This is a genomic window from Pseudorhodoplanes sp., assembly GCF_050250235.1.
GTDB lineage: Bacteria > Pseudomonadota > Alphaproteobacteria > Rhizobiales > Xanthobacteraceae > Pseudorhodoplanes.
Genome location: NZ_JBFWPA010000049.1, coordinates 1 through 15,237 on the forward strand (window position 1 = coordinate 1; position 15,237 = coordinate 15,237).

Consider the following 15,237-nt stretch of genomic DNA (forward strand, 5'->3'; position numbering starts at 1 on the left):
ATGCCGCGGGGCTGGTCCGCATCACGGCCGAGCATGGCTTGGCAGAGTCGATCACAATCGAAGATGATGGAAGCGGACTTAGCCCGACCGACATGCCCCGCGTGCTCGAACGCGGCGCTCGTCTCGACGAGCGCGGTGAAGGCGCGGGCCTTGGGCTAGCGATCGTCCAGGACGTTCTCGACGCCTACGAGTGGCGGCTCGATCTGACTCGTTCGACCCTCGGTGGATTGAGGGCCACGATCGCACCGAAAGTCAGGGCCGGCCGACAGCCGTTCTCAGCCGAGGCCGATCCATTGCCTGCTTAGATCTCGTGAAATCTGCCAAATAGCTAACATCGATTGTCAGCATCGGGGACTACTGCCCATCGCGCTCTATGCCTTCGACTACTGCGAGTTTGCCGGCGCCGGCCGGCATTACATCATTAAACGCGCGCAGCGCCCCGCCGGTCTCATAGGCGCGTTGAAGGCGGCGGCCGCGTGTGATGGAGCAGGACTTGTCGACGTGGTCGCGCAGCCCCTAGAGTTAGCAAACGAGGCGAGAAACAGATGCCCCCCGATCTCGATTTTCAATCTTGTCCGACGGTGCAAGAGCTGCCGGAATGCTTGTCGCGCGCCTGGACGCGACGTGCGATCGATCTGCTTGAGGCCGAGGGGAGGCGCTCCGCCGACACTCATCTCATCAGCCTCGACTTGCCGAGGTTGCCGGGTATTGCGTTCTATTTCAAGGACGAGTCGACACATCCGACGGGAAGCCTCAAGCATCGTCTGGCGCGCTCGCTTTTTCTCTATGCGATATGCAACGGCGAGGTGCGGGAAGGCTCGACGATCGTCGAAGCCTCTTCAGGTTCGACGGCCGTGTCGGAGGCGTATTACGCGCGCCTTCTTGGGCTTCCGTTCGTCGCCGTGATGCCGCGTACGACGAGCGGCGAAAAGATCGCTGCGATCCGCCGCTACGGCGGCAGATGTCATCTCGTCGACGACCCGACGACAATCTACACCGAGGCCGCACGGCTCGCGTGCGAAAGCGGCGGACATTATCTTGACCAGTTCACCTTCGCGGAGCGAGCGACGGACTGGCGCGGCAACAACAACATTGCGGAATCGATCTTCGGGCAGATGAGCTCCGAGCCGAACCCGGTTCCACGTTGGCTGGTGATGAGTGCCGGTACCGGAGGCACCTCGGCAACGCTCGGCCGCTATATCCGTTACAAAAATCACAACACGCGACTCTGTGTGGTCGATGTCGAGCGCTCCGCCTTCTACGATGCCTATCGGACGGGCGACATGAACGTGACCTGTTCTCGACCGACGCGCATCGAGGGCGTCGGGCGCCCACGTGTCGAGCCCTCTTTCCTGCCGCGCGTTATCGATCATATGATCAAAGTATCGGATGCCGCCTCGCTCGCGGCGATGACGGTTCTCTCAGAGCGGCTTGGGCGGCGGATCGGTGGCTCGACTGGAACGAACTTTTTCGGTCTCTGCTGGATCGCCGCGCATATGCAAGCGGCCGGCGAGACTGGTTCGCTGGTCACGCTGATCTGCGACAGCGGCGAGCGCTATGCGTCGACCTATTACAACGACGCCTGGCTTGCTGAGCAGGGCATCGATATCCGTCCCTACACGGCCATGCTGGAGAACTTCCTCGAAGGTGGTCGTTTCGAGGTCAGCGTCCGTTAGAACGGCGGAGAGCGCAACGGCTGTATACACTATAGGCTTGGCGCGGACGCCTTCTTCAGTGTGCGCGAACGCGCTGCGCTGGCTTGGACCAGGGCGGTCACGCACATGTTCGAGCATGTTATCGACGAAGAGCTTTTCGCAGAGCTGCGGCAGAATTTCACGAACAAAGAAATTGTCGACCTAACTCTGTCGGTAATCACCATCAACGGCTGGAAGAGGTTGGCGATCTCCGTCCGGCGCGAGGTCGGCAACTATGATACGAGCCGCTCCACCACACGAAATGCTGAGATGTCTTGAGGCTAACCGAGCCAGCTAATGGAGCGTAAGGTGTCTAGACGCTTATCACAGGCCATGATGTTTCTGTTGCGAGAGCTGTCATCGACTCCGTAGCAGGCTGCGATGTGATGCGGAGACCGCGCCGTCAGCGCAACGTTGCGTCACACTGACATTCAGGTTGATCATTTGCGCCTTCGCGCCGGCTGCGGTTTTGATCCAGCGCAATACGCTTCGAAAAGAACCTGCATAATGGCGAGGGTCGGTTTGCTTGCAATCCGATATCAGATGGCCTGATCGTCCCTGCGACTGACGATGATGCGGTCGCGCCGCGGCAGCGCGCTGCATTCGTCGGCCGCGGCGCGCATGGCCTTGGAGTCGAGCTTCGCGGCAAGGTTCGGTTTTAGATCGAATATTGCTGCAGACCGGAGAAAGTGATGGCCGGACGAAGAGCCGAAAAAGTCTGGACGCGGAAGATCCCTTATCGGTGACGGATAAGCTCGATCATGAATGATTCCATGATCCCGGCCGCCAAGCCTGGAGAGTCGCGCGATCAGATGCGCAAAAGGCGCGTCTTCATCATCTTGCGCGAACCGTCAACGAAGTATGCTCTTTTAGCAATCGGGTTCGTGGCCGTCGTTGTCGCCGCGGCTTTCGCTTACGCGAATCGTCCGATCTATGTTCAGGTTGCAGCGATCGAGGAGAATATCCCCATCCGGGTGTTTGGCCTTGGGACCACCGAAGCCCGTGTTCTCTCGAAGATCGGATTCGAAGTCGGCGCTACACTCGCTAAACTTAACGCGGATCACGGCGATCGTGTCAGCAAAGGGCAAGTGTTGGCCCGCCTTGCTACCGGCGAGCAGGATGCCAAGGTTGCCAAGGCAAGCGCCGCACGACTGATCGCTGAGGTCAATATAGCCAAAAGCGCCGCCAATCTTGAGAAGGCGCGTGCGGTGTTCACCCAGAAGCAAGAGACCAATCGGCGCAAGCAGACTCTGGCGGGGCGCGATGTTGTCTCGCAGCAAGCGGTGGAGGAGGCGATCCGCGACGAGGCCGTGGCCAAGGCCGATGTTGCCGTTGCCGAGAGCGAGGCGGAAAGCGCCAAAGCGCAACGGACCGACGCCCTCGCTCAGCTTCAGTACGAGGAGACGATGCTGCGACACCGGACGCTTGTCGCTCCCTTCGACGCAGTCATCATCGAGCGTCATAAGGAACTGGGCTCGGTGATCAAGGCCGGCGATCCGATCTTTACTCTCATTGCCGTCGGCAGCTATTGGGGCCTCGCCCATGTTGACGAGGCGCGCGCCGGCTTCATCGAGGAAGGTCAACCGGTTGAGGCGCGTCTGCGCTCCCGACCGCTCGAAACTTTCACCGGCCGCGTGGTCCGTATTGGACTCGAAAGTGACCGAGTCACCGAGGAACGACGCGTTTATCTCAGGGGCGAGAACCCGCCGGTGCGCGTTTTTCTCGGAGAGCAGGCCGAGTTCTGGATCACGGTAGCCAAGCTCGACCAGGCGCTGCTCGTGCCTTCTGCCGCGGTGCATGGCTACGATGGCCGGCAGGGCACCGTGTGGACAGTCGAAGACGGACGCCTGCGCCGCCGCCTGGTTCAATTCCGGCATCGCACCGAGGATGCGCGACTTGAGATCGTCGCCGGCGTTCCGGCGGATGCCCGTGTCGTCACCCGGCTGGAGAGCGGGCTACGTGAAGGCCGGGCGGCGCGCGTGGCCGAGGCGACGTCCAGATGAACCTTGCCTATCACGATATCCGACACAATCTCGGCCGCTTCCTGCTGACCTGCATGGGGCTCGGGTTGCTGCTCGGCGTCGTATTGGCGATGATCGGCATCTATCGTGGCCTCGTCGCTGACGCCCTGACGATCGCCCGGGCCCCGGCTGTCGATCTGTGGGTGGTGGAGGCCAATACGCGCGGGCCCTTCGCCGAAGCCTCCCGGATTCCTGGTGACATTCGTGAGGTGGTGGCGCGCGTCGCTGACGTGACGGCCGCCGGCAGCATCACCTATCAGACCGTCGAGGCTGAACATCAGGGCGGCAAATTGCGACTTTACGTCATCGGCTACGAGTTGACGCGCCCCGGAGGTCCGCCAGAGATCGCGGAAGGGCGCGAGATCGCTCGCAGTCACTATGAAATGGTCGCCGACCGCTCATCCGGATTGTCCTTGGGTGAACGAATACAGCTCGGTCGCAAAACGTTCACGGTCGTGGGCCTGACTCAGCACCAAGTCAACTCCGGCGGAGATCCTGCGGTCTACATCACACTACCCGATGCGCAGAAACTGCAATTCGACCTCGCTCCGCCGGCGGCGCGGGTTCAACTGGCTCGCGGCTCCGGCGGCGCCAACCTCGATACCGTCAATGCGGTCGTCGCCAGGCTGGGGCCGAACGCCTCTCCCGACGCCACTGCCGCTACGATCCGCCGCTGGAAGCATCTGGCAGCGATCACGCAGGAGGATCAAGAACTCATCCTCTCGCGCTCACTTGTCGATCGCGCGCGGCGGCAGATTGGACTGTTCACGTCGCTCCTGCTGATTGTTTCCGCCGTGATCATTGCTCTCATCATCTATACGATGACGATGGAGAAGCTGAAGCAGATCGCGACCCTGAAGCTAATCGGGGCGCCCGACCGCACCATTATCGGAATGATCGTGCAGCAGGCGCTGGCGCTCGGGCTGATCGGTTTCGCCATCGGGGCCACACTGATCATCAATACCAAAGACTATTTCCCGCGGCGCGTCGTGCTGGAGCCTGATAACGTGGCTGTTCTCGGCCTCATCGTGTTCGCGGTTTGCTTGCTTTCCAGCGGTCTCGGCGTGCGGGCCGCGCTGAGGGTCGACCCGGCGACGGCGCTTGGCGGCTGATATGAGAGGACCGGAACCGAACAAACCACTGGTGCGGCTTGAGGGCGTTTCCAAGCATTTCGGCGAAGGCGAGACGCGTGTGGATGCGCTGCGAGAGGTTTCTCTCGAAGTATTTCCCCGCCAAGTAGTGGCGCTGCTTGGCCCGTCCGGCTCCGGCAAGAGCACGCTCCTTAACATCATCGGGTGCATTCTCGATCCTTCGGGCGGCTCGATGGAACTCGACGGCGAACTCGTATTGCGCGATGGCGAGTGGCAGCGCGGCGATCTTCGGCGCCTGCGGCTCGACAAGATCGGCTTCATCTTTCAGTTTCACAACCTACTGCCGTTTCTCGATGCGACCGACAATGTTGCCGTCGTCTTACAGCTGGCAGGCGTCGACATCACGGCCGCACGCAAACGGGCAGGCGGACTGCTCAATGACCTCGAGGTGGGGCATCGCGGACACGCTATGCCTGCCAAGCTCTCGGGCGGCGAGGCGCAGCGCGTGGCCATCGCTCGTGCGCTGGCCAACAGCCCGCGCATCATCCTCGCCGACGAGCCGACCGCCGCGCTTGATTCCAAACGAGCCGGCATCGTTATGGATCTGTTGCGCAAGCTTGCCATCGAACGTGACGCCGCCGTCATCGCTGTCACTCACGACGAAAAGATCTTCGATCGCTTCGACCACATATTCCAGCTCCGCGACGGACGCTTGGAACAGGGCATGATTGACTAAGAGGCCCTTCGAAAGGGGCGAAACCGGTGCGAGGCCAATGCTCTGTTTCTCTTGCGTAATGGCGAAACCGGCATCCGGCCTCGAGGGGTCAGGTATCTGTTTTTGCAAAAGCCCTTGGCAATGATTTGGGCCGAGAAGGTGTGAGCGCATGGGGTTTCCGCATCGTGATCGCGTCAAGACAGCGCTTCTAATCGCGGCACTGGGCGGGCTTATCGCGGGGCTCGGTCTGCATTTTGCGAGCCGCGGTCCGCAGGCCGATGTCGTCTGGAACATTGGCGTCGTACCCGTTCTGGTGGCTCTCGTTGTCGAGATCTTGCGCGGCCTGAGGCGCGGCGAGGTCGGGCTCGACATCGTTGCGGCCCTATCTATGTCTGCGGCCCTTGCCTTCGGTGAGTCATTGGCTGCGGCCGTTGTCGCCGTCATGTATTCCGGCGGGACCTTTCTTGAGAGCTATGCCGAAGGCCGCGCGCGACGCGAGATGCACAACCTTTTGTCGCGGGTGCCGCGAACCGCCGCGCGCTATCGTGCCGGCGGCCTTGAGGACGTGCCGCTCGACGGCGTGGAGCCGGGCGATCGCCTGTTGATCCGGCAGGGCGACGTGGTGCCGGTGGATGGCACGGTGACGTCAGGAGGGGCGTTCCTCGACACTTCGGCGCTGACCGGCGAGTCGTTGCCTGTTCGTCTCGCACAAGGAACTGAGGCGATGAGCGGATCGACCAACATCGGTGAGGCGTTCGACCTGACTGCCATCCGTCGCGCCAGGGAAAGTACTTACGCTGGCATTGTCCGTTTGGTCGAGGAGGCGCAGCGGTCGAAAGCACCCATGTCGCGACTGGCCGACCGCTGGTCGCTAGGCTTTCTCGCCATCACCGTCGTGTTCGCTTTTGCTGCATGGTGGTTCACGGGCGATCCAATTCGCGCTGTCGCGGTTCTGGTCGTGGCGACACCGTGCCCGTTGATCCTGGCCGTGCCGGTAGCGCTGGTGGCGGGACTGTCGCGGGCCGCGCATTTCGGTGTGCTGGTCAAAGGAGCCAAACCGCTGGAGGCGATGGCGCACGTCCGTATCGTGATCCTCGACAAGACGGGAACCTTGACCGACGGCCGCCCCCGGATCGTGTCGATCGACAGCCATTTCGGAATGGCGGAGCGGGACATCCTTCGCTTTGCGGCTGCGCTTGACCAGGCGTCGAAGCACCCAGTCGCACAGGCAATTGTCGCCGCGGCCAAGAACCAGGGTCTGTCTCTCCCCGCTCCTTCGGAAGCGATGGAGAGCGCTGGCGAAGGCGTCTCGGGGATCGTCGAGGGCCACGGAGTGGTCGTCGGCGGGAATAGCTTCGTGGCTCGGCGTGCCGGGCAGGAGATTGGCAACCCCCCGGCGCTGGCGGCCGGCTCGGTGCTGGTCGCAGTAGCGGTGGACGGTCGACTGGTCGGCCATCTCGTGATGGCGGATCCGCTACGGGAAGGTACGGTCACCATGCTGAAGGGACTGCGGAGCGAAGGCATCTTCCGCATCCTGCTAGCCACCGGCGATCGCATCGAGGTCGCCGAGCGCGTGACCGAGGGCCTCGGGCTGGATGCACTGCGAGCAGGACTCAGCCCCGACCAAAAGGTGCTGCTCGTCCTCTCCGAGCGAAAGAACGGCCCGGTGATGATGGTGGGTGATGGCGTGAACGACGCCCCCGCTCTCGCCGCGGCGGATGTTGGGGTCGCCATGGGCGCGCGCGGTGCGGCTGCCTCCGCCGAGGCGGCCGACGTTGTGTTGCTTGTCGACAGGCTCGACCGTCTGAAGCTCGGAATCCAGATTGCCAAAAGGTCGCGGCGAATTGCCATCGAAAGCGTCGGGGCCGGAATCGGCCTCTCGGTCCTCGGCATGATCGCAGCCGCGTTCGGTTACCTCACGCCGGTGCAGGGTGCTCTTCTGCAGGAAGTTATCGACGTCGCGGTCATTCTCAATGCGCTGCGGGCGCTGGGCATTCGCGTCACGTGAGTCGATGGTGAGCACGTCCAAGGCTGCCTTGCCCGGGCCAGTCCGTCCCTAGATCACGATGACTTTGGATCGAATCGATCCAAAATCACGAACGTGATCGATTCTCATAACTTAGAGCGGGATGCGGGCGGAAAACCGCTCCACACTTTTCCTCGTCCCGTTCTAGCGGTAGCCGATGCCCATCACGTAGTCGCGCAGCAGGTCTTCCTCATGTTCGGACTCTTTCAGAAGAGCCAGCAGTGCATCGCGGGCGTAGAGAGTGCCCAGCGGACGGCTCTCCGGATCGACGACCGGGATATGCGTGTACCCCTTTTCCATCATACGTCCCCACGCTGCTTTAAGCGTGTCGGTCGACCAGCAGCAAATGACATTGCGCGACATGACTGAAGCGACTGACGTGGTGCAGGCATGCCCCCGGCATTGGCTGATCCGGGAGACGACGTCCGTGCGTGTGACGACGCCGACCATTCTGCCTGCATCCTCACAAACCACGACGAGGTCAATCTGCCCGCCACTCAGAAGACCTGCCGCCTCCAAGAGTTGTGCCTTGTGACTGATCGTGACCAAGCGTTTTCGTGCTGTCGGAAGGATGTTCTCGACGTTCATGATTTCGTTCTCGCGCCGCGAGCTGGCGCTGCCCTGATTTGTGATTTCCGCATCGGTCGCTTCCGTCGCGTTTTCCTCTGCCGCTTTCACCGCATCGCAGTAGGGTTCACGAGAGCACGCGAATAATGGCAACTATACTCGTGATGGCCAGAAACAAGCTGACGATCGGCAGGATAACCAGTGCGGAAACGCGCACAAAATCGTCATGCAGATAATCCTCCGCAATCGTCCGGAGCCCAAGCGCAGCGTGGTGGAACATGATGATCACGAACATAATCATGAGCACGGCGTTTGGCGGCAACCGCAGCCAGTCTACGAACGCTGCATGATCGGTCCGTATCAGCTGGGCGAACGAAACGAGAAACCAAAGTGTGAGCGGCACGAGTGCGACGGCGGTGATGCGCTGTGCCCACCAGTGTCCCGCACCGGATCTGGCCGAACCCAGTCCACGTGCTCGTGCCAACGGCGTTCGGAACGTATGCCGCGTCATCTCATGCTCCCCAATACCAGAGAGCTACGGACCAAGTGGTAATCGTCAATATCACGCTGACCATGATGACGGTCCAGCCCGACAGGTAGATCGAGCGGAGCTCGAACCCCTGACCTATGTCCCAGAATAGGTGGCGAATGCCATTGCAAAGGTGGAAGAAGGCGCTGAGGGTCCAGATGAAAAGGATGATCACGCCGATCCAAGATCTCACAATCGTGAGAAACGCTTCATAGGGTTCGGGACCGAGCGCGCCCACGACCAGCCAGACCGCCGCAATAACACCTGCCGTGCTCAATAGGACGCCGGTAATTCGATGCGTAATCGACAGGACTGAGGTTAGCTGTGGCCTGTAAATCTGGATGTGAGGAGAGTGTGGGCGGTCCTGGAGCATCGCGCGGCTCACAATTGGCGTTGCATGACCATCTTCTTGATTTCGGCGATGGCCTTGCCGGGGTTCAAGCCTTTCGGGCAGGTTCGCGTACAATTCAGGATGGTGTGGCACCGGTAGAGCCGAAACGGATCCTCTAGATCGTCGAGCCGTTTTCCAGTCGCTTCGTCGCGGCTGTCGGTCAGCCAGCGCCAAGCCTGTAGAAGAACAGCGGGACCGAGGAAACGATTGCCGTTCCACCAATGGCTCGGGCATCCGGAGGTGCAGCAGAAGCACAAGATGCACTCATAGTAACCGTCGAGCTGCGCGCGCTCCTCCTGCGACTGGAGACGCTCCGCCGACGGCGTCGCCGTGGCCGCTTGCAGCCATGGCTCGATCGAAGCGTATTGTGCGTAGAAGTGCGCAAGATCGGGAACGAGGTCCTTGATGACCGGCAGATTGTTGAGCGGATAGACCGACGCTGTGCTCGACGTCTCGGAAATAAATCGCGTACAGGCTAGCCAATTCGTGCCATCGATGTTCATGGCGCACGAGCCGCAGATGCCTTCGCGGCACGATCGACGGAAGGTTAGCGTCGGATCAATCTCATTCTTGATCTTGATCAGCGCATCGAGGACCATCGGCCCACAGGTATCGAGGTCGACTTCGTAGATGTCCAGACGTGGATTCTTCTTTGCATCGGGGTCATAACGATAAATTTCGAAGCGCTTCAGGCGTGTGCCGCCGTTAGGCGCCGCCCACGTTTTTCCCTTTTCGATGTGTGAGATCGGATCGACGCCCGCACGATGCGGAACGGGAAAGCGCTTCAGAAGCGGATTGCGCCGGGTATCGCTGGATTGCGTTACAAGCATCGTCAGCCTCCGCGGGTTCGATTGGCGGTTAGATCACCGAAACGCCGGATCTTTCCCGACCACCTACCTTCTGCCTCTCGGCGGTTCATGCAACCATATTTCTCATATCGATCGAGGGTTTTTTGCGCGTCGCGCGCTTCCTCAATATTCCTGCGCAACGTATTCTGGGTGGCTGCAATCAAGCCGCTTGATCGCCAAGTGTCCAGTCGCCGTGGCGGACTGATCCCATGATCGAGACGTGGCGGGTCATTTTCCATAAATATCCGCCAGGCGCGTGGGGTCGACGAGCCGTCTCATGGGAATGCCTTTACGACACCGGATGAATTCGGGCTGGATTATCGATGTAATCGGCTGCGATGATCGCGGTTTCTTGAGCGATGTCATACCGGCGCGCCATCGCGACGGCGTTCGCGCCAGGATGCGCCATTTTCTTCAACGATGCGACGCTTGTCCACTTCACTGAGCCGGCGCCGATACCCGCGGCAGCCGAACAATTGGTCCACCAACCGCGAGAAGAGATAAGTCGCTGGACTTACGGGAGGACTAGCAGGCGGAGTTAAGGGAAAACGGCTTGCGGGTGACCAGGACGGAGGCAAGGTCGGGTCGATTCCACGGAGCTGCATCAGTCGAACCGCGATTGGATGAGAGGCTTCAACGCTCTTGCATGGCCGTCCCTGATGGAGTGCCGCCTGCACCAAGGTTGTTGATCTCAGCGGACACCTCGCGCAGGAGTTCGTCCGGCGATTGTGTTCTGAAAGTTGACCAAAGCAGCTTTGAGAGCATTCAGTTGCGACGCGGGGGTTGCGAACGCTTCCTCAGATCGTGACGGCGAGATTGCTTCCCGTGTCTCGGCGCCTTGTCGTATTACACTCAAAGTTCAATGCAATATCTTAGCAAGAAAATCCCTTGCCCGTTCAGAACGAGGGGTATCGAAGAAATCGTCTTTGCTGCAATCTTCAATGATCGCCCCTTGATCCATAACGATCACGCGGTCCGCGACACGCCGTGCAAATCCCATCTCGTGCGTGACGACGATCATCGTCATCCCGTCTTGAGCGAGTCCGACCATCACATCGAGAACCTCATTGATCATCTCGGGGTCGAGAGCCGAAGTTGGCTCATCGAACAACATTGCGATCGGGTCCATCGAAAGTGCGCGAGCGATCGCCACACGCTGTTGTTGGCCGCCGGATAGCTGAGCAGGATACTTGTGCCGTTGCGCCATCAGGCCCACACGATCAAGATATTTCAGGCCTCGCTCCAGTGCGTCACCCCGCTTGCGCCCCAACACCTTGACTTGCGCGATCGTCAAATTGTCCTCGATCGTCAGATGAGGAAACAGCTCAAAGCTTTGAAATACCATTCCGATACGAGAGCGTAGTTTGGAAAGATTAGTCTTTGAGTCGAACACCGATATGCCGTCTACGATGATGCGCCCCTTTTGAAATAACTCCAGGCCATTGATGACTTTAATGAGCGTCGATTTTCCGGACCCAGAGGGGCCACACACGACGACCACATTGCTCTTTTCGATCTTCGTGCTGCAGTCATTTAAAACCCGAAAGTCGGCGTACCACTTGCTCACGTTCTCAAGGGTAATCATCAGCCGCGGGCTCCCTGTTCTTTCGAAAAACTGTTCGCTCGTCCGAAGAAGATCAACGCATGACGGCAATTTTTGATTGCAGCGTCTTGATGGCGAGAGAGGCGCCGAAGCACATCACGAAGTAGACGACCGCAACGAAAAGATACATTTCGACCATTCTGCTGTCCCGTTGAGCAACCTGCGAGGCGGCTCCGAAGAAGTCGGTAAGCGAAAGGACGTAGACCAAGGCCGTGTCTTGGAAAAGTACTAAGGTGCGCGAGAAGAGGACAGGTGTCATCGTACGAAGCGCTTGCGGCAGAACGATCCACCGCATCGTTGTCCAGTACGTCATTCCGAGCGCGTTACTTGCCATGACTTGAGATTTCGGAATGGAGCGAATGCCGGCCCGAATGATCTCGCAGTAGTACGCCGCTTCGAACAGCGCAAAGGTGATCACGGCAGACATGAAGCCGCCGACCTGCACCGGTTGCTTGGCGTTGATGAGCCAGGCCGCGATCTGGGGCACCAGGCGCGCTTGTCGCTGTCCTACCTCTTCATCGCGCATGACCTCGCGGTGGTAAAGCATGTGGCCGACCGGGTGGCGGTCATGTATCTCGGGCAAATCGTCGAACTAGCGCCGAAGGAGACTTTATTCGCTCAGTCGCGCCATCCGTATACGCGCAGTCTCATGGCTGCGATTCCGCGGGCCGGCATCCGCAAGACGGAGCGATCGCTGCCGAGCGGCGACGCGCCGAACCCGATCGATCTTCCGCAAGGATGCAGATTTCATACACGCTGCCCCTACGTCGTCGATATCTGCCGCCGCGAAGCGCCGCCGTTGGCGCCGTTCGCTGCCGGTCATCTGACAGCCTGTCATCGCGCTTTTGAGCTTCCGCCGCTCTTGCATGCGGAGGCTGCTGCCGTGTCTCCGATAGCGGAGAAGCGGATGGCGCTTTATGCCGAGGCTCGCCAAAGGAGTGGCGTTTCGATCGCCAACTCAAAAGCTTCGGCGCCGCGTTGAGGGAAATCAGCGCGTATCGGAAAAGGTCGGCCACCCAGAGTCTATTCGGATGCCGTTTGGCAGTCCTGTTGAGCCGACTGACGAAAGGGAACATATGCCACAAGCCGTGAGCGCGGCCGGATGTGACGGCGGAGAGGCCGGAAAGACCCGGCCTGCTTATGAGTTCATTCAGCCTTGTCCGTGCTGCGGCCGCGTCCACGCCGGTCCCCAGGACGAAGCCACCGCTACGCGCAAGGTGATCGCCACCCGTTGCAACGTAGACATCGGGATTCTTCGCAATCAAAAATTCGAGGCTGATCTCGCCGGTCGAACCGGGGATCACGCCCGCCGCGATATTGCGCCCGCCCGCCAGCGATATGAAGTCGTCGAACGTTCCTTTTCCGGAGGAGTAGCAGCACTCGTTACCGCCAGCATGCGCGTGCATGAAAACCGTCGGAAGTTCCGGATGGTTTGCGGCGATCGTCTCCTTAAGATACGCGACATGCTTCTGATAGAAGTTGACCAATTCGTCCGCGGCTTGATCGCGTCCCGTGATCTTCCCCAGGATGCGAATGCTCGGCACCGTATCCCGCAGCGGGTTTGCAAAAAAATCCACGATGACCACGGGAATGCCCGCCGCCTCGAAACGCTGCACGATGGAGCTTGGAGCGGTTGAGCCGTGACGCATCCCCGCGACGTACAGGCTGAGGACGGCGACGTCGGGTTTAAGGGCAAGCGCTTTCTCGATCGAAAAGCTCTCCGGATTCCCCTCTCCGACGATGGGTAGCGAGTCCAACGCGGGAAACTTGTCGCGATAGAGCGCATAGGTCGGCGCGTCGGTTCTACGCATGTCGCCCTGCCAGCCGACCAGCAGGCTCACCGGATCCGGATGGATGAGAGCAAGCGCCGGAAGGTGCCGACCTTGGCCCAATAAGATACGCTTGGCCGGACCGGCGAGCGTGACATCGCGCCCGGCGATGTCGGTGACGTGGATGGGTTGCTGGGCTTCGACCGGTGTGGCGCAGAGCGTCGCCGCGATAGCCAGCGCGGCGGCCACCAGACGATTGTAGCGACTACGGATCCTGGTCATGAGCCTAGACAAATCGAAGGCTTCGGCTGATCGCGGCGGGCACGACCGAAGCATGGTTCTCGTCCCCGAACACAAAACTTTTCACGCGCAACCGATCGGGGGCCAAGGATCCGAGCCGCTGCGCCATCGATGTGACGTCCTTGACCATATCGGTCGTGCCGTCGGCGGATATCTTGGCCTTGGAACGATGCTCAAGGCTGCCGACTGTCAGCAGCACGCGCGCCTCGTCGACGATGCCTTGCCGCGCCCGCGCGGCAAACGCGGACTCGTAGGCGAGAATGCACTCGTCATCCCACCAGATCGATGGGCTTGCCGCGGCATAGGCTTGAAATCCCCCCGAACGGGCGAACAGCGCCCATAAGGCAAAGAGCCCACCGAACGAGTGTCCGAACAAGGCCTGCCGTCCACGATCAATCGGAACGATTGTTTCCATCGTCGGCTTCAACTGCGTTTCGATGAAATTCCAGAACTGCGCCGCGCCTCCGCTGCCGGAGCCGGCGAGCGCTCCCATTTTTGGCGGCGTATAGTCGAAACGCCGCCTCTCCATGTCCAGTGGCGTGTCGACGGGATAGCCGACGCCGGCAATGACAGAGGCGGCAACGCCGGTGGCCTCCGGCCGGCGCATCTGCAATGCGACGGCGTCGGCCGCGGTCGCGAAGGTTGCGTTTCCGTCGAGCAGATAGAGAATTGGAAATCCGCGCGCTGGCGCCGGTAGGGGAGGAATGTAGAGATAGATCCTATAGCGTCCTGCTTCCGCGGAGGTGATGTCGAATTGCGATGCGCCGACGATAGAGTGAGGCGTGCGGTCCTCAATGGGCGTGATCGTGCTGCGCGCGGGCATGTTCTTCACGGACGGCCTCATGAAAGTCCTCGCCGCGATCGTGATCGAACTTGTCATGATACTCCGGTTCGGCGAGGCCGCGACGCCAGTATCCAATAGCAAGAAACTCGCGCTTTCCTAGTCGACGCTCGTCTCGGACATACGCACGCAACGATCTTACCGTCGAGGATTCGGCCGCGAGCCATGCGTAGATTTTCTTGCCGTGCGGCCAGGGCGACGCACGAACGGCGCGCTCCAGAGCGCTCGCATTCGTCGCGCGTGTGCTGTCGGTGTGGACCCAATTCAATGCAACTCCCCGCGGGCCGCGAATGTCCTGCTCCTCGGCCTTGCTCGGGACTTCGACAAATACGTTGCCGCGCGCGCCCGCCGGTAGCGTTTCCAGTATGCGAGAGATGGCCGGCAGTGCCGCATGGTCGCCAGCAATCAAGTACCAGTCGGCGGGGCGCACCTCCGGACCTCCCGGTCCTCCGATGCCAAGCTTGTCTCCCGGTTTCGCATTCTCCGCCCATGTCGAGGCGACGCCCTCGCCGTGCATGACGAAATCGACGTCCAACTCGCCAGCCTCCCGGTCCAGCCTGCGAACCGAATATGTCCTTGTTATTGGCATCGGGCGGCCGGGCGGCATCACCGCGTTTCCGTTCTCGCCGCGCATCGGCCATCCCGGCGCGCCGTTGCCAGCCGGTGGAATGACGAGCTTTATGTTCGGCCCTTCGGGAATCCCGCGCAGCTCATCCCCGCCGAGCGTCACCCGTTGCATCAACGGCGTAACGCGCGCGACGCGTAAGACTTCGAGCACGCGCATGCTTCGGAAGCGAAGGCGCCAAGGTTCGACTGCTTCCTCGGTTGTTTCCATCTCACTC

At 60.7% G+C, this 15,237-nt stretch carries 16 protein-coding genes and 2 pseudogenes; 8 read left to right on the top strand and 10 right to left on the bottom strand.

The genetic code is table 11. The features are described 5' to 3' along the window. The 7 genes from AB7F49_RS20380 to AB7F49_RS20410 all read left to right on the top strand — a co-directional run. On the top strand, positions 1 to 305 hold a 305-nt coding region (locus tag AB7F49_RS20380; protein ID WP_428525677.1), incomplete at its 5' end, for an ATP-binding protein. 240 nt (positions 306 to 545) lie between these two features. Beyond that, the gene (locus AB7F49_RS20385; RefSeq protein ID WP_428525679.1) at positions 546 to 1,676 is read left to right on the top strand and encodes a PLP-dependent cysteine synthase family protein; all 1,131 of its coding nucleotides are present in this window, start codon (positions 546 to 548) and stop codon (positions 1,674 to 1,676) included. Positions 1,677 to 1,781: 105 nt separating this feature from the next. Beyond that, positions 1,782 to 1,973, top strand: coding sequence for a hypothetical protein (locus AB7F49_RS20390; protein WP_428525681.1), 192 nt, complete (start codon positions 1,782 to 1,784; stop codon positions 1,971 to 1,973). Positions 1,974 to 2,455: 482 nt separating this feature from the next. Next, entirely contained in the window at positions 2,456 to 3,697 is a 1,242-nt protein-coding gene (locus AB7F49_RS20395) for an efflux RND transporter periplasmic adaptor subunit (RefSeq protein ID WP_428525683.1), read from the top strand. Beyond that, positions 3,694 to 4,827 (top strand): ABC transporter permease, encoded by a 1,134-nt coding sequence (locus tag AB7F49_RS20400; RefSeq protein WP_428525685.1) that lies wholly within the window; start codon positions 3,694 to 3,696, stop codon positions 4,825 to 4,827. The genes AB7F49_RS20395 and AB7F49_RS20400 overlap by 4 nt, the downstream gene beginning before the upstream one ends. A gap of 79 nt (positions 4,828 to 4,906) precedes the next feature. Further along, complete coding sequence (locus tag AB7F49_RS20405) at positions 4,907 to 5,542, top strand: ABC transporter ATP-binding protein (protein WP_428525688.1); 636 nt, start codon at positions 4,907 to 4,909, stop codon at positions 5,540 to 5,542. A gap of 148 nt (positions 5,543 to 5,690) precedes the next feature. Beyond that, complete coding sequence (locus AB7F49_RS20410; RefSeq protein ID WP_428525690.1) at positions 5,691 to 7,529, top strand: heavy metal translocating P-type ATPase; 1,839 nt, start codon at positions 5,691 to 5,693, stop codon at positions 7,527 to 7,529. 162 nt (positions 7,530 to 7,691) lie between these two features. On the opposite strand, the gene AB7F49_RS20415 is transcribed toward AB7F49_RS20410, so the two are convergent. The 7 genes and pseudogenes from AB7F49_RS20415 to AB7F49_RS20445 all read right to left on the bottom strand — a co-directional run. Continuing rightward, complete coding sequence (locus tag AB7F49_RS20415) at positions 7,692 to 8,225, bottom strand: CBS domain-containing protein (protein ID WP_428525692.1); 534 nt, start codon at positions 8,223 to 8,225, stop codon at positions 7,692 to 7,694. 16 nt (positions 8,226 to 8,241) lie between these two features. Beyond that, on the bottom strand, positions 8,242 to 8,625 hold the full coding sequence (gene sdhD, locus AB7F49_RS20420; RefSeq protein WP_428525694.1) for a succinate dehydrogenase, hydrophobic membrane anchor protein: 384 nt from the start codon (positions 8,623 to 8,625) through the stop codon (positions 8,242 to 8,244). Position 8,626: 1 nt separating this feature from the next. Further along, positions 8,627 to 9,016 carry a succinate dehydrogenase, cytochrome b556 subunit gene (sdhC, locus tag AB7F49_RS20425; RefSeq protein ID WP_428525696.1) on the bottom strand — a complete coding sequence of 130 codons (390 nt, stop codon included), beginning with the start codon at positions 9,014 to 9,016 and terminating at the stop codon, positions 8,627 to 8,629. A gap of 8 nt (positions 9,017 to 9,024) precedes the next feature. Continuing rightward, positions 9,025 to 9,864: a succinate dehydrogenase iron-sulfur subunit gene (locus AB7F49_RS20430; RefSeq protein WP_428525698.1), complete on the bottom strand. Its 840-nt coding sequence runs from the start codon at positions 9,862 to 9,864 to the stop codon at positions 9,025 to 9,027. Positions 9,865 to 10,171: 307 nt separating this feature from the next. Then, on the bottom strand, positions 10,172 to 10,300 hold the full coding sequence (locus AB7F49_RS20435) for a hypothetical protein (protein WP_428525700.1): 129 nt from the start codon (positions 10,298 to 10,300) through the stop codon (positions 10,172 to 10,174). A gap of 441 nt (positions 10,301 to 10,741) precedes the next feature. After that, positions 10,742 to 11,467, bottom strand: a complete 726-nt coding sequence (locus AB7F49_RS20440) for an amino acid ABC transporter ATP-binding protein (protein WP_428525702.1) — start codon at positions 11,465 to 11,467, stop codon at positions 10,742 to 10,744. A gap of 52 nt (positions 11,468 to 11,519) precedes the next feature. Beyond that, positions 11,520 to 11,975 (bottom strand): annotated as a pseudogene (locus AB7F49_RS20445) (amino acid ABC transporter permease); the annotation flags it as partial. 78 nt (positions 11,976 to 12,053) lie between these two features. Here AB7F49_RS20445 and AB7F49_RS20450 point away from each other — a divergent pair. Then, positions 12,054 to 12,467 carry an oligopeptide/dipeptide ABC transporter ATP-binding protein gene (locus tag AB7F49_RS20450; RefSeq protein WP_428525763.1) on the top strand — a complete coding sequence of 138 codons (414 nt, stop codon included), beginning with the start codon at positions 12,054 to 12,056 and terminating at the stop codon, positions 12,465 to 12,467. A 124-nt stretch (positions 12,468 to 12,591) separates the two neighbouring features. On the opposite strand, the pseudogene AB7F49_RS20455 reads toward AB7F49_RS20450, so the two are convergent. From AB7F49_RS20455 to AB7F49_RS20465, 3 genes and pseudogenes are all read right to left on the bottom strand, one after another. Next, positions 12,592 to 13,590, bottom strand: a pseudogene (locus tag AB7F49_RS20455) (ABC transporter substrate-binding protein); the annotation flags it as partial. Then, positions 13,541 to 14,377: an alpha/beta hydrolase gene (locus AB7F49_RS20460; protein ID WP_428525765.1), complete on the bottom strand. Its 837-nt coding sequence runs from the start codon at positions 14,375 to 14,377 to the stop codon at positions 13,541 to 13,543. The pseudogene AB7F49_RS20455 and the gene AB7F49_RS20460, both read right to left, overlap by 50 nt. Then, positions 14,346 to 15,179, bottom strand: a complete 834-nt coding sequence (locus tag AB7F49_RS20465) for a siderophore-interacting protein (protein ID WP_428525704.1) — start codon at positions 15,177 to 15,179, stop codon at positions 14,346 to 14,348. The genes AB7F49_RS20460 and AB7F49_RS20465 overlap by 32 nt, the downstream gene beginning before the upstream one ends. Positions 15,180 to 15,237 lie beyond the last annotated feature (58 nt).

Bases quoted from the DNA above. Each gene is read 5' to 3' on its own strand.
- AB7F49_RS20385 (WP_428525679.1), top strand. From the start codon at position 546: ATGCCCCCCGATCTCGATTTTCAATCTTGTCCGACGGTGCAAGAGCTG.
- AB7F49_RS20390 (WP_428525681.1), top strand. From the start codon at position 1,782: ATGTTCGAGCATGTTATCGACGAAGAGCTTTTCGCAGAGCTGCGGCAG.
- AB7F49_RS20395 (WP_428525683.1), top strand. From the start codon at position 2,456: ATGAATGATTCCATGATCCCGGCCGCCAAGCCTGGAGAGTCGCGCGAT.
- AB7F49_RS20400 (WP_428525685.1), top strand. From the start codon at position 3,694: ATGAACCTTGCCTATCACGATATCCGACACAATCTCGGCCGCTTCCTG.
- AB7F49_RS20410 (WP_428525690.1), top strand. From the start codon at position 5,691: ATGGGGTTTCCGCATCGTGATCGCGTCAAGACAGCGCTTCTAATCGCG.
- sdhD (WP_428525694.1), bottom strand. From the start codon at position 8,625: ATGACGCGGCATACGTTCCGAACGCCGTTGGCACGAGCACGTGGACTG.
- sdhC (WP_428525696.1), bottom strand. From the start codon at position 9,016: ATGCTCCAGGACCGCCCACACTCTCCTCACATCCAGATTTACAGGCCA.
- AB7F49_RS20430 (WP_428525698.1), bottom strand. From the start codon at position 9,864: ATGCTTGTAACGCAATCCAGCGATACCCGGCGCAATCCGCTTCTGAAG.
- AB7F49_RS20440 (WP_428525702.1), bottom strand. From the start codon at position 11,467: ATGATTACCCTTGAGAACGTGAGCAAGTGGTACGCCGACTTTCGGGTT.
- AB7F49_RS20450 (WP_428525763.1), top strand. From the start codon at position 12,054: ATGTATCTCGGGCAAATCGTCGAACTAGCGCCGAAGGAGACTTTATTC.
- AB7F49_RS20460 (WP_428525765.1), bottom strand. From the start codon at position 14,377: ATGCCCGCGCGCAGCACGATCACGCCCATTGAGGACCGCACGCCTCAC.
- AB7F49_RS20465 (WP_428525704.1), bottom strand. From the start codon at position 15,179: ATGCGCGTGCTCGAAGTCTTACGCGTCGCGCGCGTTACGCCGTTGATG.